At 69.0% G+C, this 20,691-nt stretch carries 14 protein-coding genes and 1 CRISPR repeat array; of the genes, 5 read left to right on the forward strand and 9 right to left on the reverse strand.

Annotated features, from left to right (window positions below):
- Nucleotides 1-19: 19 nt before the first annotated feature.
- Genes AB0B96_RS24040 through AB0B96_RS24050 form a run of 3 tightly spaced genes read right to left on the reverse strand, consistent with a single transcriptional unit; the run spans nt 20 to nt 2,834 of the window.
- Nucleotides 20-1,186 carry a site-specific integrase gene (locus tag AB0B96_RS24040; protein WP_362901956.1) on the reverse strand — a complete coding sequence of 389 codons (1,167 nt, stop codon included), beginning with the start codon at nt 1,184-1,186 and terminating at the stop codon, nt 20-22.
- A complete protein-coding gene (locus AB0B96_RS24045; RefSeq protein WP_362901958.1) occupies nt 1,183-1,389 on the reverse strand; it encodes a helix-turn-helix domain-containing protein in 207 nt (68 codons plus the stop codon). Before AB0B96_RS24045 ends, AB0B96_RS24040 begins: the two co-directional genes overlap by 4 nt.
- Complete coding sequence (locus AB0B96_RS24050) at nt 1,386-2,834, reverse strand: replication initiator (protein ID WP_362901960.1); 1,449 nt, start codon at nt 2,832-2,834, stop codon at nt 1,386-1,388. The genes AB0B96_RS24045 and AB0B96_RS24050 overlap by 4 nt, the downstream gene beginning before the upstream one ends.
- A 203-nt stretch (nt 2,835-3,037) precedes the next feature.
- On the opposite strand from AB0B96_RS24050, the gene AB0B96_RS24055 reads away from it, so the two are divergent.
- Nucleotides 3,038-4,012: a GntR family transcriptional regulator gene (locus AB0B96_RS24055; RefSeq protein ID WP_362901962.1), complete on the forward strand. Its 975-nt coding sequence runs from the start codon at nt 3,038-3,040 to the stop codon at nt 4,010-4,012.
- Between the two features lie 366 nt (nt 4,013-4,378).
- A CRISPR array of direct repeats spans nt 4,379-5,204; the repeat unit is 30 nt; unit sequence GTCCTCATCGCCCCTACGAGGGGTCGCAAC.
- 472 nt (nt 5,205-5,676) lie between these two features.
- Here the strand turns inward: AB0B96_RS24055 and AB0B96_RS24060 are convergent.
- Nucleotides 5,677-6,024 (reverse strand): hypothetical protein, encoded by a 348-nt coding sequence (locus AB0B96_RS24060; protein WP_362901964.1) that lies wholly within the window; start codon nt 6,022-6,024, stop codon nt 5,677-5,679.
- Complete coding sequence (locus AB0B96_RS24065) at nt 6,021-6,407, reverse strand: hypothetical protein (protein WP_362901966.1); 387 nt, start codon at nt 6,405-6,407, stop codon at nt 6,021-6,023. The genes AB0B96_RS24060 and AB0B96_RS24065 overlap by 4 nt, the downstream gene beginning before the upstream one ends.
- A gap of 173 nt (nt 6,408-6,580) precedes the next feature.
- Here AB0B96_RS24065 and AB0B96_RS24070 point away from each other — a divergent pair, with 173 nt between their 5' ends.
- A complete protein-coding gene (locus tag AB0B96_RS24070) occupies nt 6,581-7,867 on the forward strand; it encodes an XRE family transcriptional regulator (RefSeq protein WP_362901968.1) in 1,287 nt (428 codons plus the stop codon).
- A 248-nt stretch (nt 7,868-8,115) separates the two neighbouring features.
- Here AB0B96_RS24070 and AB0B96_RS24075 read toward each other — a convergent pair whose 3' ends face one another.
- On the reverse strand, nt 8,116-8,460 hold the full coding sequence (locus AB0B96_RS24075; protein WP_362901970.1) for a tyrosine-type recombinase/integrase: 345 nt from the start codon (nt 8,458-8,460) through the stop codon (nt 8,116-8,118).
- Between the two features lie 221 nt (nt 8,461-8,681).
- Between AB0B96_RS24075 and AB0B96_RS24080 the strand changes: the two genes are divergently transcribed.
- The 3 genes from AB0B96_RS24080 to AB0B96_RS24090 all read left to right on the forward strand — a co-directional run bounded on the left by AB0B96_RS24080 (nt 8,682) and on the right by AB0B96_RS24090 (nt 14,608).
- Nucleotides 8,682-9,422: an ankyrin repeat domain-containing protein gene (locus tag AB0B96_RS24080; RefSeq protein WP_362901972.1), complete on the forward strand. Its 741-nt coding sequence runs from the start codon at nt 8,682-8,684 to the stop codon at nt 9,420-9,422.
- A 1,213-nt stretch (nt 9,423-10,635) separates the two neighbouring features.
- Entirely contained in the window at nt 10,636-12,927 is a 2,292-nt protein-coding gene (locus AB0B96_RS24085) for a catalase (protein ID WP_362901974.1), read from the forward strand.
- A 283-nt stretch (nt 12,928-13,210) separates the two neighbouring features.
- Nucleotides 13,211-14,608, forward strand: a complete 1,398-nt coding sequence (locus AB0B96_RS24090) for an SDR family oxidoreductase (protein WP_362901976.1) — start codon at nt 13,211-13,213, stop codon at nt 14,606-14,608.
- An 11-nt stretch (nt 14,609-14,619) separates the two neighbouring features.
- Here the strand turns inward: AB0B96_RS24090 and AB0B96_RS24095 are convergent, their stop codons facing one another.
- The 3 genes from AB0B96_RS24095 to AB0B96_RS24105 all read right to left on the reverse strand — a co-directional run bounded on the left by AB0B96_RS24095 (nt 14,620) and on the right by AB0B96_RS24105 (nt 20,684).
- Complete coding sequence (locus AB0B96_RS24095) at nt 14,620-16,404, reverse strand: glycoside hydrolase family 15 protein (RefSeq protein ID WP_362901978.1); 1,785 nt, start codon at nt 16,402-16,404, stop codon at nt 14,620-14,622.
- A 130-nt stretch (nt 16,405-16,534) separates the two neighbouring features.
- The gene (locus AB0B96_RS24100) at nt 16,535-19,429 is read right to left on the reverse strand and encodes an FAD-binding and (Fe-S)-binding domain-containing protein (RefSeq protein ID WP_362901980.1); all 2,895 of its coding nucleotides are present in this window, start codon (nt 19,427-19,429) and stop codon (nt 16,535-16,537) included.
- A 151-nt stretch (nt 19,430-19,580) separates the two neighbouring features.
- Complete coding sequence (locus tag AB0B96_RS24105; protein WP_362901982.1) at nt 19,581-20,684, reverse strand: enolase C-terminal domain-like protein; 1,104 nt, start codon at nt 20,682-20,684, stop codon at nt 19,581-19,583.
- Between the last annotated feature and the right edge of the window lie 7 nt (nt 20,685-20,691).

Here is a 20,691-nt window from a genome sequence, read left to right on the forward strand (position 1 = left end):
CGGGTGACTAAGTGAGTGACTACGCTCCCCTGGTCTCACCGGGAAAGATCAGGTTCATTGCCTCAGCCCCTTCGAGGAGTACCGGCCGGAGTTGCTTGCGGTAGACCTTCTCCGTCACCACGGTCCCCTTGTGGCCGACCAGGCGGGAGATGTTCTCCAGGGCCATGCCGGAGTCCGACAGCAGCGAGACGAAGCTGTGCCGCATCTCCCGAGGAGTCCACTCGTCAGGGTCCAGGTCGGTCCTCTTGAGGATCACGCGGAAGGCCCTGCGGACGTTGGCCGCGTCCAGTTCGGTGCCGTGCTTGCTGGCGAAGACGAGATCGTTCTCCTGCCACAGGTCCCCCGCCTTCTCCCGCGCGAGCGCCTGCCGCTCACGGTGCCCGCGCAGTGCGTCCACGCACAGCCTGGGGAGAGCGAGGGTTCGCCGGGACTTCTCGGTCTTGGTGTCTCCCCCCACCCGCACCGAGCGCCACACCATGATTGACGGAGGCACCGGAGGATCAGCGTTCGGCTGGCCGTCCAGGTCCACATGCGCCCAGGTAAGCGCCCGTAACTCCTCAGTTCTGGCGCCGATGAGGAGCGACACCACGATGTAGGCGTACAGGATCGCCCCCTCGGCGGCCTTGAGTACCGACGCCGCTTGGTCGAGCGTCAGTGACTTCGAGGGACGGCCCTCCTGTCCTTTGGGGATCTCGCACAGCATCACCACATTGCGCTTGACCTTGTCGCGCGCCTGGGCACGGGCGATGGACCTCTTGAGAACCGAGTGGATCTTACGCAGGGTCTCCGTGCTCAGGATCTTCGCTTTGGCCGCCAGCCACCGGTCCACGTCGTCGGCGGACAGCTCGCGGAGCTTACGAGCGCCCAGAGCGGAGATCACATGCTGTTCTGCCAGGATACGACGGTTCGTGATCGTGGAGGCTTCCCGCCCGTTGAGACCGAACTCCAGCCAGTCGCGTACGGCGTCACCCACGGTGTAGTTGTGCGCAGCCGTGGTCAGGCCGTCGTCGTAGTCGCGGATGATCTCTTTGAGCTTGGCCTTGGCTTCGGTCTTGGTCTTGCCGCTGGCCTTCTTGACGATGCGCTTTCCGGCCGGGGTGTAGCCGACCGTCACCGAGGCGATCCAGCGTTCGCGGGTCTCGTCCCAGTGGAGGCCGCCGTCTCCCCGGCTGCGTCGTGTGGTCATGATGCCCTCGCTTCCTGTTCGAGTAGTGCCACGTAGTCGGAGATGGCCGAGGCCGGGATGAGCCGGGTCCGGCCCTGGGTGACCGAGCGCAGACGGCCCGATCGGATCTGTTCGTAGATCACGCTGCGACTCATGCTGAGCAGGTACATGGCTTCGCTGACGCGATACAGCCGCCGGTCGGCGGACGGTCGGGGTGCGGTCAACCGTCCTCCCGCTTCTTCGCGGCGATGGCGCGGGCCTGAGAGACGCGGTGCCGGATGTGTTCGGCCATGATCGCCTCACCGGGGGTGTAGCCCATTCCGGCGAAACGCCAGTGCCCGAGCACGAGCGTGCTCTCATCAGCCAGGGCAGGAAGGCCGTGCCGCTCGCGGGCCTCTGCCGCCCGATGCTTCGCCCTGTCCTGGCGCAGGTCGCCGAGGGTGGTGGAGTAGCGGCGCGACTTGGAGGAGAAGTGGCCGCGAAATCCCAGCATGTGCGCCCAAGGTCGCAGCCGCAGTGCGGTGAACTCCCGTCGTGCGCCCAGCTCCCAGCAGGTACGGATCATGCGCCGGGCGTGCTCGGTGACCGGGAGCGCGTCCAGGTGCAGGCCCGGCTTGAGTCCGGTTCCGTGGCAGCGCCCGCACGAGGCCGTCAGGCTCAGCCGTCCGCGCCCCTTGCAGACCGGGCACGACAGGCGGTGATCCACCGTGCCCGACGCCTCTGCGCCCTTGGTCGCGTACTTGGCGATGTAGGAGGCCACCGCCCTCTCGCTCAGCCCGTCCGCAGTCTGGTCGACGACGATGGGCCGGATGTCGAGCTGATCACCCCACGTCAGGTTCCACCGGCCGAGCCCGCTGGCAGGAGTGCGAACGATGACCCGCCGTACGGCCGGAGCGATGGCCCGCACGAGGAGATTGTGATCAGCCCAGGCCGGGGGAACATCGGTGCTGCCCTCGGGACCGTCCAGGCGGATCACCGCGTGGAAGTGCACCAGGCCGCGCCGCTGGTACTCGGAGACCTTGGCGAAGGAGACCCGGACCTGTTTGGCGAACGCCGTCCGCGTCAGATCTGCCTCAGCAGCCAGGGTGCGCCGCATTTCCAATGTGAAGCGATGCCACAGCGCGCCCGCGTGTGCCTGCCACAGCACCGCTCCCATGTAGTCGTAACACTCCGCACAGATGGGTTGGCCGAGTCGTTCGTCTCCGATCTCGTGGCGGGTGTGGCAGCCGACCGGCCGCCCGTGCTCGCACAGCGTGTCGCGGTTACGAGGACGGCAGGCCCGCAATGCGCCGTTCTTCTCGCGCCGGGTGTGCACCGACCCGAACGAGGGAGCCGTCAGGGTGACGAACGCGCGAGGGTGCGCGCTGACGGTTTCCGGAGTGCCTTTGCCGCCGGACAGGCCCGCCCGGATGAGCTGGAAGGTGTCGCCCTGGTAAACGCGTGAGCACGACGGGCAGACCGAGGCTCGCCGGTTGCCGCAGGCCACCAGCAGGTACCCGCGTACCTCGTCGGTGGTGCGGTAGTCGTGCAGTACCTCGCCCGTGTCGGCGTTGACGATGCTGGATTCTCCGGCCAGGTGGATCGGGTGGGAGCATCCGCCGGTCGCGGCCACCATGAAGCGCCACCGGTCATAGCCCGGATCGTTGATCAGCTGTGCTACGTCGATCATCCATTGCGGATGTCCTGACCGGTTCAGTCCCTCAGCGTCGCTGTTCGGTTCGGTGGTGATGTGGGTTTCCTCCTTGCCGTTCATGGTCACCATCCCCTCATGCACACTCGTACGGTTGACTTGTAGTACAAGGGTGAGCGCGTTGCCGTGCCTTGTCAACATGTAGTACAAGAGAAACGTACGTCTATGCCGAAGGAGTTCCCGTGAACAGCAGCAACTACGAACCCGACCTCGCCGATCTCGACCTCAGCGCGGAAGAACAGGAACGGCTCGCCGACTCCCAACGCCCCCTGTGGGAGGTCATCGCCGCATCACTGCGCGCCGACATCCTGGAGGCCCGCTACACCCCCGGCGCACCCCTGCCCAGCGAGACCGCCCTGTCAGCCCGCTACAGCGTGTCGCGCCCCACCGTTCGTGATGCCGTCAAGGCTTTGGTCGGTGAAGGACTCGTCAGCGTGGTCCGCGGACGCGGCACCTTCGTCCGCGCCGTTCCCGACCGCCACGCGATCCTGCTCGGCGCATGGCCCCGCCACGACATCGCCGAGGCGGAGTTCATTCCCACTGCCCGTCAATGGGGATGGACCCAGCTCCCCGCCCCGCACGCCGATGACGCCGAAGGCCAGCAGATCTACAGTCGCAGCGAGTTCAGCGCCGCCAACCGCGACATCGCCAGCACCCTCGGCCTGCGCACCGGCCACACCGTCTTTCACCGCTCCAGCCGATGGCGCCACACCACCACCGGCCTGATCATCGCCATCAGCTCCTACACCGTCCCCGAGATCATCCCTGCCCCGACCCCCAAGCAGACCGTTGGCGAAGCCTTCGTTCACGCCCTCACCCAGCCGTCGTTCTACGAGACGATCACCAGCGGACGCGGCCCGACCAGCTGGGAGACCACCGTCACCGCCCGCATGCCCTACGCAGACGAGCGCGACCTGATGGCCCTATCGGTCGGCAGTCCCATCCTGATCATCCGCCGCATCCTCGCCGACAAAGACGGCCGCCCCCTGGAAATGACCGAGATCAAGGCCGACGCCGAACGCTTCGAGACCGTCTACGCTCGCGAGAACTCCACCAGTGATCTCCCCGACGGATTCGACCCCGACATCCACGACGTTGAACAACTCACGGACAGGCCCGATCCCGAACCGACCGGCCGCATTCTGTTCCTGCTGTGACAGGTCATTGCGACTGGCATTGGCTCAGAGTTTCTTTACTGGTTCAAGACGGCAGCGCTCCGCGCCGCCGCACGGCGGGGCGTGCCCGCCCCCGCCGCCCGGACATCGGGACCGGGCATGCGGCGTGGGCGCCGGTCCCGTCCCGCGCCCGCGCCGCGCGGCCGGGCAGACCCCGCCGCCCACCGCACCAGCCCGCCGCCGCACCAAACGCCCTCCGCCGACCGTCAACGCGCTGCCGCCATCCGTTTCCCACGATCATGGATTTGCAGCGAACCTCCGGGGTATTCTGCACAACCGGAGGTTCACTGCAATTTCCCCGAGAAAAGGCACAGCCACAGGCTTGTTGAGCTGCGACTTTACCTTGGGGTCCTCATCGCCCCTACGAGGGGTCGCAACATGTGCTTGATCGCGCTGGCGGTGCTCATGTGCTGCGTCCTCATCGCCCCTACGAGGGGTCGCAACCGTGGAAAACGGTGTTGGGGGTCATGTCATTCTCCTGTCCTCATCGCCCCTACGAGGGGTCGCAACTGAGCCGGTCTCTGCGGACAGCGCTCGCGGGCTGGTTGTCCTCATCGCCCCTACGAGGGGTCGCAACGAGGACAGCGCGACCACAGCGCCCTGGTAGGTGTAGTCCTCATCGCCCCTACGAGGGGTCGCAACTCTCGCGCTGCCAGCCACTCCGCGTTACCGGGCTGGTCCTCATCGCCCCTACGAGGGGTCGCAACATGACGCCCAGCTCCAGAAGGTGCAGCAGCGCCTCAGTCCTCATCGCCCCTACGAGGGGTCGCAACGCATGCAGATCGCCCCCCAGATTGATGTGGAGCGTCCCGTCCTCATCGCCCCTACGAGGGGTCGCAACTGGATGTTCCACAGGGCGCGGATCCACGTGCGGGTCGTCCTCATTGCCCCTACGAGGGGTCGCAACACCACCGTGACCTCTACTCGCGGAGTCTCAGCGATCAGCGTCCTCATCGCCCCTACGAGGGGTCGCAACAGGTCGAGCGCGAGCTGCGTGGTGTCGAAGACATCAAGTCCTCATCGCCTCTGCGAGGGGTCGCAACGTGACGTGAGCCTAAGCGCATCGCTGGGACGGAACGTCTTCATCGCCCCTTTGAGGGGGCGCAACAATACTTCAACATCTATTTGATATCTGAAAAGTCGAGTCCTCATCGCCCCTTCCAGGGGTCATAACCGCATCACGTGCATGTTGTCTCACCTGGTTAGCCCTCACCATGAAGGCCGTGACGATCGCTCACTTCGGGTTTCGCCGTGCGTGGTTGGGCGATCGGCTGCCGCGCCCCTCCTACGTCGGGACTTGCCACCGGAGGACCATGGCGACGTGAGCGACGGCCACGCTTCCGACGTTCCGGCGTCCGCTCTGCGGGCCACGAGTCCTGGCAGCCAGCGGTCAAGAATGATCAGGGGGCATCCGAGGCCGGTTCGGACGTTGCGCCCGCTGCGACCACCGGCCCCAACCGCTACGCGGCCCCTTTGGGGTGCTTCGCATTGGCGCCGGCCATCTCCGCTCCCGCCCATGGCTCAGGAAGAAACGAGCCAGGAAGACCCCGCGGCTGTGGTGAGGTACGGCAACGCGGTTACGGGGGAAGACCGCGTTGCCGTACCGGCTTTCACCGGAGGCGGTACCGGTGTGCTCCGCGTGGGAGCTACCGGGGTTGGACCACCACCAGGGCGTCACTGGCAACGGTGATCGCCAGCGACTCGGTCGCCGTGAACTCGAAGTACAGGGCGATCGAGTAGACCGAAGACTTCTCCCCACGGTGGCCGCCGGGCAGTGGTTCGAGGTCGGCGACCTGTGCCCACAGCAGGCCCGCGAACCGGTGACCTGTCCGCTGCCAGTCCTCACCCCGAGCCGGAGCGACCGCGAAAGGGGTATCGGCGCAGCGTTCGAACAGCACCGCGTGTCCGGTGCGCAGGTCCGCCGCAGGCCGCACGCTCACCCCGACCTCACCGGCACGCCTACGGTCCACGATGACCCGGCTGTGCACGGTCACGCCCGTTCGCCCGGACGAGCGGCGAGGATCAGGGCAACCACCTTTTCCGGATGCTCGCTTCGCACAGACTGGAGGCCGGAGCCGTCGCGAAGAGAGACCATGTAGCTGCCCGAGCGCGGCCCCACGGTCACCGTGGCCACACACCAGCCCTGCGGACCCTTCACGGTCAACTCCGGCGGGTAGCGCTCCATCCACGACCGCAACGGCGGCTGATCGGGCCAGGCAGCCGCACTGTTGGCAAACAGTCCCAGGCTGATCGTGTGATGACGGTGAGCACGGATTCCCCGCTCGATGAGAAGCCGCTGGACGACGGCCAGCGCCTTGTCGTGGCTCTCCACCGTCGCCTCATCAATGGCGGGTGGGACGGTTCTACAGTTGTCCACGGGTCGCACCTCCAGTGTGCGATCAAGGGACCCGTACGGCGTTACCGCGCCTGCGGGTCCCGCCATTTGCACGGTCTCTCCATCACATCGCCGCAGACACGCCCGCTGACAGTGCGACTAGGGGAGACTGGGGGAGACGAGCGGATCCCCGACTCTCCCCTGAGGAGTACGCGATGCGCGATCTTCCGGGCTGGGCCGTACGGCTACGCGCCGAACGACGGCAACGGCTGTGGACGCAGCGGGACATGGCCAAGCAACTCACTGAGGCCGCCGACGCCCGCACTCGTGAGCGCTTCCCTGAACGGGAGTCCTTGGTGCGCATGATTAAGGACTGGGAGGCGGGCAGGCACCAGCCCAAAGACCCCTACCGCGTCCTGTACTGCCGTACGTTCGACATTGATGAAGCCGAACTGTTCGGCGATCGGCAGGCGGTTCAGGATCGTACTCCCGCCGAGGTTCTGAGCGTTCCGATCCCCGCATTGCCGTTGCCGACCATCGCGCCCGACGCGGACATGTTCGAACGGATCACCCGCACCCTTCAGCAACCGAGCCGCGTGGATCAGCAGACCGTGAAGTGGTTGGACACCTGCTTGGCCGAACACCGCAAGGTCGAAGACACCATCGGTTCCCGCCCGCTGCTCGGGATCGTGCGCCAGCAACTCGGCGTGGTGGTCGAACTGGCTCAGCACGCCCGTGGCTCGCTCGCCGACATTGTGGTTGACCTGGCCGCCCAGTACGCCCAATTCGTCGCGTGGATGTCGCTGGACGTCGACGACCAGGCCGCCGCTTTGGCCTGGTACGACCGCGCGCATGATTGGGCGTTGGAGATCGGCGACGTGAACATGGCCACCACCACGCTCAGCATGAAGGCCCACCAGGCATGGAGTGCGGGCAACGCCCGCAGGTGCGTCCGGCTCGCCGACGCGGCCCGCTGGCACGATGGCCAGGTGACGCCGGGGGTACGAGGGATGGCCGCGCAGATGGCAGCCCGAGGTCACGCGCTCGCAGGCGACGCCAGGCCCGCTCGCACGCTGCTGGACGAAGCCGAGGCACTGATCCGCCGAGCCGCCGAGCACGCCGACGACGAGCCGGTGTGGATGTACTTCTACGACGAGACATGGTTCCGTCTCCAGCGCGGCATGACCGAGTTGCACCTTGCCAACTGGTCGAAGGCGATCGACCTGCTGACAGATGGACTGTCCGGCCTGCCGGAGAGCTACAAGCGCGATCGCGCCTGGTATGGCTCGTGCTTGGCTAAGGCACACGCCGAGGCCGGAGACGCGGCGGCGGCCCTACAGGTGAGTCTTCCCCTCGTAGTCGACGCCGTCACGTTGAACCGCCATGCGAGCAAGGAACTGGTCGACGTCGAGGTCTTGCTTGCCGGACGCAAGTCACCTCAGGCTGTCACGTTGAAGGAGGCGCTCACAGCCGCTGGTCGTACGGGTGGAAGCACGCTCTGACCGGCTCGGACAGATGAATCTCTGGGTGACTAACTGAGTGACAACGACCACGGACGAGGCTGGATGCCGGTGGATCACCATGGACCGTATGCGCAGGTGGGAGCGGGTATTGCCCATGGTCCCGCTCCCTCCCGTCTTGCCTGATAAGGAAGAGGTCCCAGGTTCAAGTCCTGGTAGCCCCACCTCGATAAACGCCCCGAAGCGATCATGCTCCGGGGCTTTTTGCTGCAACGGATACTGCAACGGCCTCATTCGAACAATCCGTTGACCTTCTTGATGGCGTCCTGGCGGCTCTCGCCGTCTCCGTGGGTGTAGATCTCCATCGTGACCGAGATGCGGCTGTGCCCGAGGATCTCCATCGCGTCACGCGGCGCGACCCCCAGCTTCTTGAGTAGCGACGCGGCGGTGTGCCGCAGGTCGTGAACGCGGATCGGCCGCAGCTTGTTCGCCGCCACGATCCTGGCGAAGGACCGGGCGAGGTTGCGCGGCTCGATCGGCCGCCCCGACTTGGTGGTGAACACGAGCCCGGTGTCCACCCAGTCCTCGCCCGCTTTCTCCCTGCGGATCTTCTGCCCGTCCCGCTGGATCTCCAAGGCTTCACGGACGACACCAAGGCGGCGGCGCGCCGCGCCGCCGCAACCGGCCCTCCGCCGCCCGCCGGCCGGGCGTGCGGCGTGGGCGCCGGTTCCGGACGGCGGCGGCCCGGGCCTCCACCGACCCGCGCACCCGCCGACCACCGGCACGCCGCCGCCTCCTGACACCCGGGAGAGCGGACGGTACGGTCGGCAGAAACGTCCCCTCGAAAGGGCGCCTCATGCTGGTCATAAGTACCGAGGAACCGCTGGCACTTGCCGTAGTAGACACGATCCACACCGGCGACCAAGCCGCGTTGCGTCGACTGCTCAGCGAGAATCCCGGTCTCGCGACGGCCCGACTCGGCGATAGCCCGGATACAGAAGGCGGTATGTCGCGCTCGCTCCTGCACGTAGTCACCGACTGGCCCGGCCATTTCCCCAACGGTGCCGCGACCGTCGCCACTCTTGTCAGCGCAGGAGCCGACGTCAACGCGAGATTCACCGGCCCGCACACCGAGACCCCGTTGCATTGGGCCGCGAGCAGCGACGACGTCAAGGTCCTGGACGCCCTGCTGGACGCGGGCGCCGACATCGAGGCCACGGGAGCAGTCATCGCCGACGGCACGCCGTTGACCGATGCTGTCGCCTTTGCTCAATGGAACGCGGCGCATCGCCTCGTCGAAAGAGGAGCCAAGACCTTGCTTGGTGACGCGGCGGCTCTGGGCATCCTCGATCTCGTCACGGACTTCGTCGCGGGAGACCCGCCTATCCAAGAGGAGATCAGCCATGCGTTCTGGCTGGCCTGTCACGGAGGGCAGCGCCGCACCGCAGAGTTCCTCCTGTCCCAGGGCGCCGACCTGAACTGGCTCCCAACCTGGGAGTCCCTGACGCCCCTGGACGCCGCAATCCGCAGCAATGGGACCGAAGTGATCGACTGGCTCCGCTCACAAGGAGCTCTCAAGGCCGAGCAGATGAGCTGACAGCCCGGATCAATCGCGAACGGCTTACAGCCCGACGACGGAACGCGACGCCCCCGAACCACCGGCGCTCGGGCTACCCAACACCTTGATGCCTCCGGTGGGGGCCTCGGCTCCGGGATGATCGCCGGGAGCTGGCGTGCGGTCCCAGGTGGCTGAGGTGGTGGCCTGATCGTCCCGCAGCCACGTCCCAGGCAAGCCCAGCAGGCCCGCTCCTACGGGTCAAGCCCGTCTGTGACCGTTGGCATCCCATGACCGTGGAACGGCGGCCCGTCGAGGTACACGCGAAGACGGGCTTGACCCTCCGTCGCCGGCCTGCTGCCGCTTCGTGGTGGGACGAGGCAGACGGGACGATCAGGCGGACCAGGTATGCGCGCCCGCGTCGGGTACGGGCAGACCAAGGGGACGGGGCGGGTACTGCAACGTGTACTGCAACGGCCCCACACAACCGCTTACGGCCACGGCCATCGGTCACCGTCGCCGGACAGGCCGAGGCCCCGCGATCTCGTGGTGAATGGTCCTGATAAGGAAGAGGTCCCAGGTTCAAGTCCTGGTAGCCACACCCAGCTCAGAGGCCATTTCTCGATAAGGGGAGTGGCCTTTTTTGATCTTCCGGGTGATCAGGTGAGTGACCATGCTCCCCCTGGCCTCACCTTCATCGCGGGGCCGTGCCGGTGGTCGTCGTGTCGTGCTCCGGCGAAGCGGCGGGCGGGGCGGGTGAAGGCGTCCTTTGGCTCGGCCGGGTCGACGACCTCGATGTCGGCGTCGAACCTGCCGATGGCGGAGGCCAGAGCGATCCACGTTCGTGACCTCGGCTGATCATGGGGGCGGGCACCACGAGGTGTTCGCGGGTGGTGCGTGGCTTTTCGCAGGTAGGGGATGGCGAGGGCGAGTGGCGGTTGGACGTTTGCCCACGAGGGAGCGGGTAAAGACCTGGCCTCACGTGGAAAGAAGCGCCGCTCATGGAGTGTGGAGTCGCCGGGTAGGGCACACGTCCGAACGAACGATGTCCGCACCCCGTGTCGCGGAGCCGGTCAAGAACGGGGATTCCGGGTCGTGAGCAGCGGGATCCCATAACCGTGATCAGGTCATGTGCCGAAGCCGGGGCATCGCGTAACGCCGCCGGCTCTCGACGGTTCGACCGCGCCCTGGGCGCGTCGGCCGCCGAGGACCGGACGTGATCTCACACGGTGCCGTCACACCTTGAGGGGGAACGATGGAGAAGTCTCATCCGATGAAGGAAACGGTCGACAAGGTCGTCGACAAGGTGGTCGACGCCGTGTCGGGCGATGGATCTTCGGGCGTGGTCCCCGGCCGGCCGAGCAGCGGGACACCGTCGCCGGATGAGCCGACCGAGCCCCGGGCGCCTCTGCCGCCCAAGCCCGACCAGAGCGGCCCCGATCCCTTCACCCCGACCGGGCAACCCACCGATGTGCCGCCGGCGGCGCGGGCGCAGGGGGGCGAGTACCTGACGACGGCGCAGGGCCTGCGGCTGGCGGATACCGATCACTCACTCAAGGCCGGCCCCCGCGGACCGGTGCTGCTGCAGGACCACCACCTGCGCGAGAAGATCATGCATTTCGATCACGAGCGCATTCCCGAGCGCGTCGTGCACGCCCGCGGCGCCGCCGCGCACGGCGTCTTCCGCGCCTACGGCAACGCCTCGACGGTGACCAGGGCGGCGTTTCTCGCCGAGGGCGTCGAGACGCCGGTCTTCGTGCGTTTCTCGACCGTCCTCGGGTCACGGGGGTCGGCGGACACGGTGCGCGACACGCGGGGATTCGCCACGAAGTTCTACACCGGCGAGGGTGTCTTCGACCTGGTGGGCAACAACATCCCGGTGTTCTTCATCCAGGACGCGATCAAGTTTCCCGACGTCATCCACGCGGCCAAGCCGCACCCCGACCGGGAGATCCCCCAGGCCCAGAGCGCGCACGACACGTTCTGGGATTTCGTGTCCCTGCACACCGAGGCCACCCACCACACCATCTGGAACATGTCCGACCGGGCCATCCCCCGCTCCTACCGGACGATGGAGGGTTTCGGCATCCACACCTTCCGGCTCGTCAACGCCGAAGGGGCGACGACGCTGGTGAAGTTCCACTGGAAGCCCAAGGCCGGGGTGCACTCACTGGTGTGGGAGGAGGCCCAGATCATCAACGGCATGGACCCGGACTTCCACCGGCGCGATCTGGCCGACGCGATCGAGGCGGGCGCCCACCCGCAGTGGGAGCTGGGTATCCAGGCGTTCCCCGACACCCCCGAGCAGACCTTCGAGGGCATCGACCTGCTGGATCCGACGAAGATCGTTCCCGAGGAGCTGGCGCCGGTCCAGCCGATCGGCCTGCTCACCCTCAACGCCAACCCGACCAACTACTTCGCCGAGACCGAGCAGGTCGCCTTCCACCCGGGTCACCTGGTACCCGGTATCGACATCACCGACGACCCGCTGCTCGCGGGGCGCCTGTTCTCGTACCTGGACACCCAGATCAGCCGGTTGGGCGGCCCCAACTTCGCGCAGATCCCGATCAACCGCCCGCACGCCCCGGTGAACGACATGCTGCGTGACGGCCTGCACCAGACGGCGGTGCACGCGGGCGTCGCCCCCTACAAGCCCAACTCCCTCGACGGCGGCTGCCCCTTCTTCGCGGGGCAGCAGGAGGGCGGGTACGTGGAGAGGCCGGTGCAGGTCGAGGGCCGGAAGGTGCGCGAGGCTCCGGCGTCGTTCGCCGACCACTTCAGCCAGCCCCGCCAGTTCTGGCTGAGCCTCACCCCGGTCGAGCGCGAGCACATCATCTCCGCGTACACCTTCGAGCTCGGCAAGGTCTACGAGCAGCCGATCAAGGAGCGCACCCTGCGGGTGCTCGCCGAGATCGACTCGTACCTGTGCGCGCAGGTGGCCGCGGGACTGGGGCTCCCCGTGCCGAAGCCGACAGGTCCGCCGGCTCCGGTCGAGCCCAGCCCCGCGCTCTCCCAGCTCGGCCGGACCTGGCCCACCACCGGCCGGGTCATCGGCATCGTCGTCGGCGAGAACAGCGGCCTGGAGACGGTGCGCGCCGTTCGCCAGGCGATCCTGGACGGCGGCATGGTACCGCTGGTCATCGCCCCGGCGGGTGGCGTGCTCGGAGCGGACGGAGCCGATCCCGTCACCGTGCAGCGCACTTTCGCCACCGCCCGGTCGGTGGAGTTCGACGCCCTGCTGCTGGCCGGTGCGCCCGCACCGGGCAAGGACGCCTACGGCGCCCGGGACGCCAAGGCGGGCACCGGCACGCTCGCCGCGGGAATCGACCCGCGGGTGCTGCTGATGCTCGGCGAGGCGTTCCGCCATGCCAAGCCGCTCGGTGGCTGGGGAGATGCCGAGCGGGCGCTCACCGCCGCGGGGATCGACACCGCGGCACCCGGCGTGCTCGTCGGCGAGAGCGGTGACGGCGTGCTCGGGGAGGTCGTGCGGCTGCTGGGGCAGCACCGGGTCTGGGAACGCTTCCCCACCGCGATCGACATCGCCTGACGGGAACGCCCGGAGCGAGGCGGTGGCCTCGTGGGCCGATGAGCGCGTACTCCGGTTCATCGGCCCACAGACGGCCATCGGCCTCTCCCCGCACGCCGGTGACGCCGGCCAACCTCGACGTCAACGCGCGCGATCACGGCGGCCTCTCCTCGTGCGCCGGTGACGCCGTATCTCTGGCCGCGCCACCTCAGGGGGCGCGTCGACCACGAGAACATTAATCCTTTTAGCGTGTTATGTCGTTTTTGTCAGGGTAAATCGACTCTGCACGAATGGGAGTCGAGCCATGACAACACGAGATGGACGACGCGTCGTAGTGATCACCGGAGCCAGCGCGGGTATCGGCAGGGCCACCGCCCGCCGTTTCGCCGCCCGGGGCGATGCGGTGGCGCTGATCGCCCGAGGTGTCGACGGCCTGGAGGGGGCCGCGCGTGAGGTGCGTGAGGCGGGCGGAAAGGCGCTGGTCATCGAGGCCGACACCGCCGATCATGATCAGATCGACGCCGCCGCGGAGCGGACAGAGGACGAACTCGGTCCCATCGACGTGTGGGTGAACGTCGCCTTCGCGTCGGTGTTCGCCCCCTTCACGCAGATCACACCCGAGGAGTTCCGCCGCGCGACCGAGGTCACCTATCTCGGCTTCGTCAACGGCACGCGCGCCGCGCTGAAGCGGATGCTTCCCCGCGATCACGGTGTGGTCGTCCAGGTCGGCTCGGCGCTGGCGTACCGGGGGATTCCGCTGCAGAGCGTGTACTGCGGAGCCAAGCACGCCATTCAGGGATTCAACGAGTCGCTGCGCTGCGAGTTGCTGCACGACAAAAGCGGTGTACGGGTCACCATGGTGCAGATGCCGGCGGTCAACACACCGCAGTTCGACTGGGTGCTGTCGCGCCTGCCCGGCCATCCCCAGCCCGTTCCGCCGATCTACGAGCCCGAGATCCCGGCCGACGCCATCCTGTACGCGGCGGAGCACCCGCGGCGGCGCGAATACTGGGTGGGAGTCTCGACCGCGGCGACACTCCTCGCCAACGCGGTGATCCCCGGCCTCCTGGACCGATACCTGGCCTGGACGGGTTACGCCTCCCAGCAGACCACCGAGGTGACCCACCGGACCTCTCCCAATCTGTGGCGTCCGGCCGACGAGGAACCCGGTACCGACGAGGGGGCGCACGGCTCCTTCGACCACAGGGCGATAACGCGCAGCCCTCAGCTCTGGGCCTCCCAGCATCACGGACTGCTCGCGGGGGCCTCGGCCCTGACGGCGGGGCTGGGCGCTCTGGCGTGGGCGCACGGGCGTACGGCGAAGGGAACGAGGTGGCGCGGGTCGTTCGAGGAGCGGTCGATGCCACCGGTGCGGGCGATCGAGGTCACGCGCGCGGCATGGGGGCTGGCACTGCTGCTGGCGCCCTCGCAGGTGCTCCGCGTTCTCGGGGGGAGAAGGAGTCGCGGGGCGAAGGTCGTCGCCCGTCTGCTGGGGGCCAGACAGCTGGGCCAGGCGGCCTGGTCGGGCCTTCGCCCCAGCCGGTCGGTGCTCGCCGGTGGCGCCGTGATCGACCTGGTGCACGCGGGCACCGCCGTGGCGCTCGGGGTGGTCGACGACCGCTGGCGCCATGTCGCGCTCTCCGACGCGGGGGTCGCCCTCGCCTGGAGCCTGGCCGGACTGCGCGACAGCGGCAGGTCGTGACGCCGGCCGCGTCACGGGAGGGTACGCGCACCGCTTCGCCCGGTTCCCCGCGCCGAGAGTGTCACCGCCGACTCCAGCAGCAGTGCGTGCACGAACGCCTGGGGCAGGTTGCCGCGCGACTGCCGCTGGCCGATGTCGTACTCCTCGGTGTACAGGCCCGGTGAGCCGCACGCGGCACGGTTGCGCTCGAACCAGCGGACCGCCTCGACCTCGTCTCCGCTCTGGTAGGCGGCGAGCGCGGCCATCAGCCCGCACATCACGAAGGCGCCCTCCGCCTCGCCGAGAGGCCGCTCGTCCTGCCGGAAGCGGTAGAGGTAACCGTCACGTTCGAGGTCGGTGTGTACGGCCGCACGCGTGGCGACGGTCCGCGGGTCATCCGGTGCGAGGGCGCCGCGGACGGCCGGGATGAGCAGGGCCGCGTCCACTCGTCGATCGTCGAAAGCGCGCTGCCAGCGGCCGGACGGGTGGAGTCCGTGCCGTGCGGTGTGGGCCAGGACGGTATCGGCGAGAGTGCTCCAGCGAGCGGCCTGCCTGGCCGGGGCGACGTCGGCCGCCGCCTTCAGCCCGGCGACGCAGATCAGCTTGGAGTGCACCCACTGCCGCGGGGGCAACTCCCAGATTCCCGAGTCCGGGTCCCGCCACCGTCGTGCGATGGTGTCGAGCGCGCTCTCCAGGGCGTTCCAGGAGTCGATGTCCAGCCGATCCCGGCGCGCGGCGGTGGCGAGGAGCAGCAGCGCCTCGCCGAACGCGTCCAGCTGGAACTGCCCGGTCACCCGGTTGCCCACCCTGACCGACGACCCCGGGTAGCCGGGCAGGAACGGCAGCGGGCGCTCCTCGGGCACCCGGCCGCCGCCGGTGGTGTAGGCGGGGGCCAGATGAGGGCCGTCGGCGAGCAGCCGTGCGGTGACGAACGCGACCGCCGCGTCCAGCAGATCGTCGAGACCGGCGACCGCCGCCGCGCGGCCCGCGTAACACTGATCGCGGATCCAGGTGTAGCGGTAGTCGTAGTCGCGGCCGGCCTCGGCGCGCTCGGGCAACGAGGTGGTGGCCGCGGCGACCATGCCGCCGCCCGGTGTCGTCATGCCCCGCAGCACCGTGTGGGCGTGTACGGCGTCGCGGTGGGCGACGTACCCCCGCAGGGAGGGGTCGGTGACGAGCCACGACTGTTCGGTGGTGCGCCATGCCGTCACCGGATCGACGGGCGCCACGTCGAACGGCCGGCAGGCCAGTTCCAGCACGAGGTCGTGATGCCCTCCCTCGGGCACCCGCAGGTCGGCGCGTAGCTCTCCCCCCGCTCCTTGGCCGGCGTGTTCGGCACCCGTCCAGCGCAGATGGAGGTCGCCGGTGCGCCCGGTCCAGACCCCCGACTCGCGGTGCGGTTCGCGCAGGGACCGCCTGCCGAAACCCGCCCGCGGATCGAGGATCACCGCCACCCGGGCGGGGCCGTCCACGGCCCGTATCCGGCGCAGCAGCACGGCACGTTCCGGATCGGCGGGGAAGGCGAGGGCCTCGCGGCACTCGACGATGCCGTGCGAGGTCACCCACCGGCTGTTCCAGATCAGCGAGCCGTCCTCGTAGAACCCGCCCCACACGAACCGCGCGTCGACGGGTGTGACGGCGTACACGCCGCGGCCGCCGAGCAGGTTCGTGAACACGGCGTCGGAATCCCATCGCGGCACGCACAGCCAGCAGATGTCCCCGCGCGGACCGATGAGGGCACCGCGGTACCCGTCGGCGAGAAAGGCGTACTGCCGAAGCACCTGCGGAGCGAAACCCACGGTGTCCTCGCTCGTCATGGAGTCGGCCTCCCTTCTCGGCGTGTCAGGGCCGCATGGAATCGGACTCCCCTGTCTGGGGGGCAGGGCGCTGACGGCCCGCTTTCCCTCCGTCGGATACGCGACGGGAGGCCGGGGTCGGCGAGACGGTTCAGCGGGCGCCCGAGCGCACCCGTTCCTGCTGCCGGTGCGCGGGGGTCGGTGGCGACCGCAACAGCACCTCGGCGAGGAGTTCGGCCAGATGAACCGGTTTCGCGTGGGTGCCGGACTCGATCTGGGTACGGCAGGAGAAGCCGTCGGCGAGAATCCTGGTCCCCTCGTCCGCCGCCCGCACGGCGGGCCACAGTCCCAGCTCGGCCACGCCGGTCGAGATCTCGTGGTGGCCGCGCTCGAAGCCGAAGTTGCCCGCGAGCCCACAGCAGCCCACGTCCAGCACCTCGACCTGGATCCCGACGCGCTCCAGCAGCCTGGTGTCGGCCTCGAAGCCCCAGATGGCGTGCTGGTGGCAGTGCGGCTGGGCGAGCGCGCGCACTCCGGTACCCGGCGGCGGGGCGACCTGTGCCCGGTCGAGCAGCATCTCCGACAGCGACCTGATCCGGTGGCCGAGCAGTTCCACGTCCGGGTCGCCGGGCAGCAGTTCGGGCGCGTCGGAGCGCAGGACGGCGGCGCAACTCGGCTCCAGCCCGACGACCCGCATCCCCCGCCGCAGCCGGGGGGCGAGCGCCGCCGCGGTCCGGCGCAGCACGCGCCTGGCGGTGCCGAGCTGGCCGGTGGAGATCCAGGTGAGCCCGCAGCACAGCGGCACCGGCGGCACCTCGACCCGGTAGCCGTGCGCCTCCAGCAGGCGCGTCGCCGCCACGGCCGCGCCGGGACGGAAGTTGTCGGTGAAGGTGTCCGGCCACAGTACGACCGGCTCGCCCCCGTCGAGATCTCGTGGCGGCCGGTCGCGGAACCAGTCGGTGAAGCGCTCGGCGGCGAAGCGCGGCAGCTCGCGACGCCGGTCGACACCTCCGGCGAGCCGGACCAGCCCGCTCAGGCCGGGCGTGTGGGTGAGCGCGTTGACCGCTCCGGGCGCGAGGGCGGCGATCCTGGCCCACAGGGGCAGCCAGCCCATCGAGTAGTGCGCGACCGGCCGTGGCCGTCCCCGGTAGTGATGGGAGAGGAACTCGGCCTTGTAGGTGGCCATGTCCACGTGCACCGGGCACTCACCTCGGCAGCCCTTGCAGGACAGACACAGGTCGAGCGCGTCGTGCACCGCCCTGGAGCGCCAGCCGCCGGTGACCGTCTCGCCGCGCATCATCTCCATCAGGATGCGGGCCCGGCCCCGGGTGCTGTGCCGCTCCTCCCGGGTGACCCGGTAGCTGGGGCACATCACCCCGCCGGAGTCGGAGCGGCACTTGCCGACGCCGACGCAGCGGGCGGCGGCGTGGGTGAACCGGTGGTGGTCGTCCGGGTAGTCGAAGTACGTCTTCGGCTCGGCGGGGTGATAATCCAGGTGGTCGAGGTTCTCGTCCAGCCGGTACGGATCGACGATCTTGCCGGGGTTCATCCGCCCTTCCGGGTCCCAGATCCGCTTGAAGACACCGAACAGTCCGACGACCTCGGGGCCGAACATGATCGGCAGCAGCTCGCCCCGTGACTGCCCGTCGCCGTGCTCGCCGGACAGCGATCCGCCGTAGGAGGCGACGAGGCGCGCGGCGTCCTGCACGAATCCGCGATATTTCGCCACTCCCTCGGGGTCGTCCAGGTCGAACGGTATCCGGGTGTGCACACACCCCTGCCCGAAATGCCCGTAGAGAGAGGAGTTGTGGTAGCCGAAGCGGTTCAGCAGCGCCTGGAAGTCGCGCAGGTAGTCGCCGAGCCGCTCCGGCGGGACGGCCGCGTCCTCCCAGCCCTCGTGGGTGTCGGGATTGTCCGGTGGGTAGGCGGTCACGCCCAGTCCGGCCTCGCGGATCCTCCACACCCGCTCCTCTTCCGCGGGGTCGTCCAGATAGGTGGTGTGCGCGCCCGCGGCCTCGCCGAGCAGCCTCCTGGCCCGCTCGTCGGCCTCCTCGCGGGTGTCGCCGCCGAACCGCACCATCAGCCACCCCGAGCCTTCCGGCAGCCTGTTCAGTACCTCCTGCCCGGCGACGTGTTCGACCCTGGCCAGGTCCATCAGCTCGTGGTCGAGCCCCTCCAGCGCCAGCGGCCGGTGCTTCACGATCTTCGGCACCGCGTCGCCCGCCGTGGCGATGTCGGGGTAGCCCAGCACCGCCAGCGACTGGAACCGGGGCACCGGGAAGAGGCTGATCTCCGCGTGCAGCACCGTGATCAGCGTCGACTCGCTGCCCACCAGCGCGCGGGCCACGTTGAAGCCGTTCTCCGGCAGCAGCGAGTCCAGGTTGTAGCCCGAGACGCGGCGCGGGATCTTCGGGTAGCGGGTCCGGATCAGCGCGAGGTTCTCGTCGCGCAGCCTTCGCATCGCCCGGTAGATCTCCGCCCGGCGCCCACCCAGCGTGAGGATGCGCTCGTACTCCTCCTCGGAGGTCTCCCCCACCCACATCCGCAGGCCGTCGTAGGTGAGCACCTCCAGCCGGATCACCGAGTCGGCCATCTTCCCGTACGCCTGTGCCGAGGCGCCGCACGAGTTGTTGCCGATCATCCCGCCGATGGTGCAGGTGTCGTGGGTGGAGGGCTTGGGGCCGACCATCAGGTGCCGGTCGGCGAGTTCGGCGTTGAGGTCGTCCAGGCAGATGCCGGGCTCGACCAGGGCCCGCTCGCCGTCCACCGACAGCAGTCGCGTGCAGTACTTCGACCAGTCGATCACCACGCCCTCGTTGCAGCACTGCCCGGCCAGGCTGGTTCCCCCGCCCCGGGAGTGCACCGGCGTCCGGTGCTCGTGGCAGACGCGCACGGCCTCGGCCCCGGCCTCCACGGTGCGGGGCACCACGACCACGGACGGGGTCTGGCGGTAGTTCGAGGAATCGTGGGCGTAGGCGGCGAGCGACCCCTCGTCGCGTCGCACCTCCCCGTCCACCCGGGCCCTGAGGTTGCGATAAAGGGACACGAATCGCTACGTACCCGACATAATTCACATTAGGGTGAAAAAAGGTAATTTTCCGGCGTGGAGTTCTTTCGTTTCCGCCGGGATCGGGGCGTGTCCTCGGACCTTACCGCCGCTGAAAGCCATACCTGGTCGGCCACCGGGCGGCACGCCGTCAGCCGACCCGGTACGGTTCGGCATCGGCGTCGCGCAGGCTCAGCCCGTGTCCCGGCGCGTCCCGGCGAAGCCGCAACAGCCCGTCGTCCGGGTCGAGGGCGCCGTCGAAGAACATCGTCTCGATCCGCGCGTGGTCGTGGAACCACTCCAGGTGGCGCAGGTTGGGAACAGCCGCGGCGACGTGCGCGTGCAGGTGCGGCGCGCAGTGTCCGGACAGCTGCAGGCCGTACGAGGCGGCGACGGCGGCGACCCGCAGCCACTCGCTGATCCCGCCGCAGCGCGACACGTCGGCCTGCAGGCAGTCCACCGCCCCCGCCTGGCACATCCGCCGGAAATAGGTGAGGTCACCGCCGTACTCCCCGGCGGTGACCTCGGGCGGCACGGCGGCGCGGACCTCGCGCAGCCCGTCGAGGTCGTCGGAGGAGACGGGCTCCTCCAGCCAGCGCACATCCAGCCCGGCCGCCTCCCCCATCACCCGGACGGCCTGCTTGACGGTGTAGCCGCCGTTGGCGTCCACGAACAGCTCGACGTCCGCACCCACGATCTTCCTGGACAGGCGCATCCGCTCCAGGTCGCGACCCGGGTTCGCGCCCCAGGACTCCCCGATCTTGATCTTCACGCGGGGGATTCGCCGTTCCTGGGTCCAGTGGGCGAGCTGGCGGGTGAGCGCGCCGTCGTCGTAGGTGGTGAAGCCGCCGCTGCCGTAGACCGGTACCTCCTCGCGGGCCGCGCCGATGAGCCGGTGCAGTGGCAGGTCCAGCAGGCGGGCCTTGAGGTCCCACAGTGCCACGTCCACGGCGGAGAGCGCGTACCCGGCCACCCCCTGCCTGCCGTCGTTGCGCACCGCGCGGACCATGGCCTGCCAGGCGCCGGTGATGTCCAGCGCCGCGCGGCCCCGCACCGCCGGGGCGAGCCGGTCGCCGATCACGGCGGCGCAGGCGGCCGGCCCGTACGTCCAGCCAAGTCCGGTGCCGCCACCGGCCCGCACCCGCGCCAGCACGATCGTGGTCGAGTCCCAGGCCAGCGTCCCGTCGGCCTCGGGCGCGTCCGTCGGGACGGTGTAGGCGCTCGCCTCGACCGCATCGACGAGTGGGCCGGTCACGGGCCGC

The sequence above is a fragment of the Streptosporangium sp. NPDC049046 genome (genome assembly GCF_040649155.1).
Lineage (GTDB): Bacteria > Actinomycetota > Actinomycetes > Streptosporangiales > Streptosporangiaceae > Streptosporangium.

Bases quoted from the DNA above. Each gene is read 5' to 3' on its own strand.
- AB0B96_RS24040 (WP_362901956.1), bottom strand. From the start codon at position 1,186: ATGACCACACGACGCAGCCGGGGAGACGGCGGCCTCCACTGGGACGAG.
- AB0B96_RS24050 (WP_362901960.1), bottom strand. From the start codon at position 2,834: ATGATCGACGTAGCACAGCTGATCAACGATCCGGGCTATGACCGGTGG.
- AB0B96_RS24070 (WP_362901968.1), top strand. From the start codon at position 6,581: ATGCGCGATCTTCCGGGCTGGGCCGTACGGCTACGCGCCGAACGACGG.
- AB0B96_RS24080 (WP_362901972.1), top strand. From the start codon at position 8,682: ATGCTGGTCATAAGTACCGAGGAACCGCTGGCACTTGCCGTAGTAGAC.
- AB0B96_RS24085 (WP_362901974.1), top strand. From the start codon at position 10,636: ATGGAGAAGTCTCATCCGATGAAGGAAACGGTCGACAAGGTCGTCGAC.
- AB0B96_RS24090 (WP_362901976.1), top strand. From the start codon at position 13,211: ATGACAACACGAGATGGACGACGCGTCGTAGTGATCACCGGAGCCAGC.
- AB0B96_RS24095 (WP_362901978.1), bottom strand. From the start codon at position 16,404: ATGACGAGCGAGGACACCGTGGGTTTCGCTCCGCAGGTGCTTCGGCAG.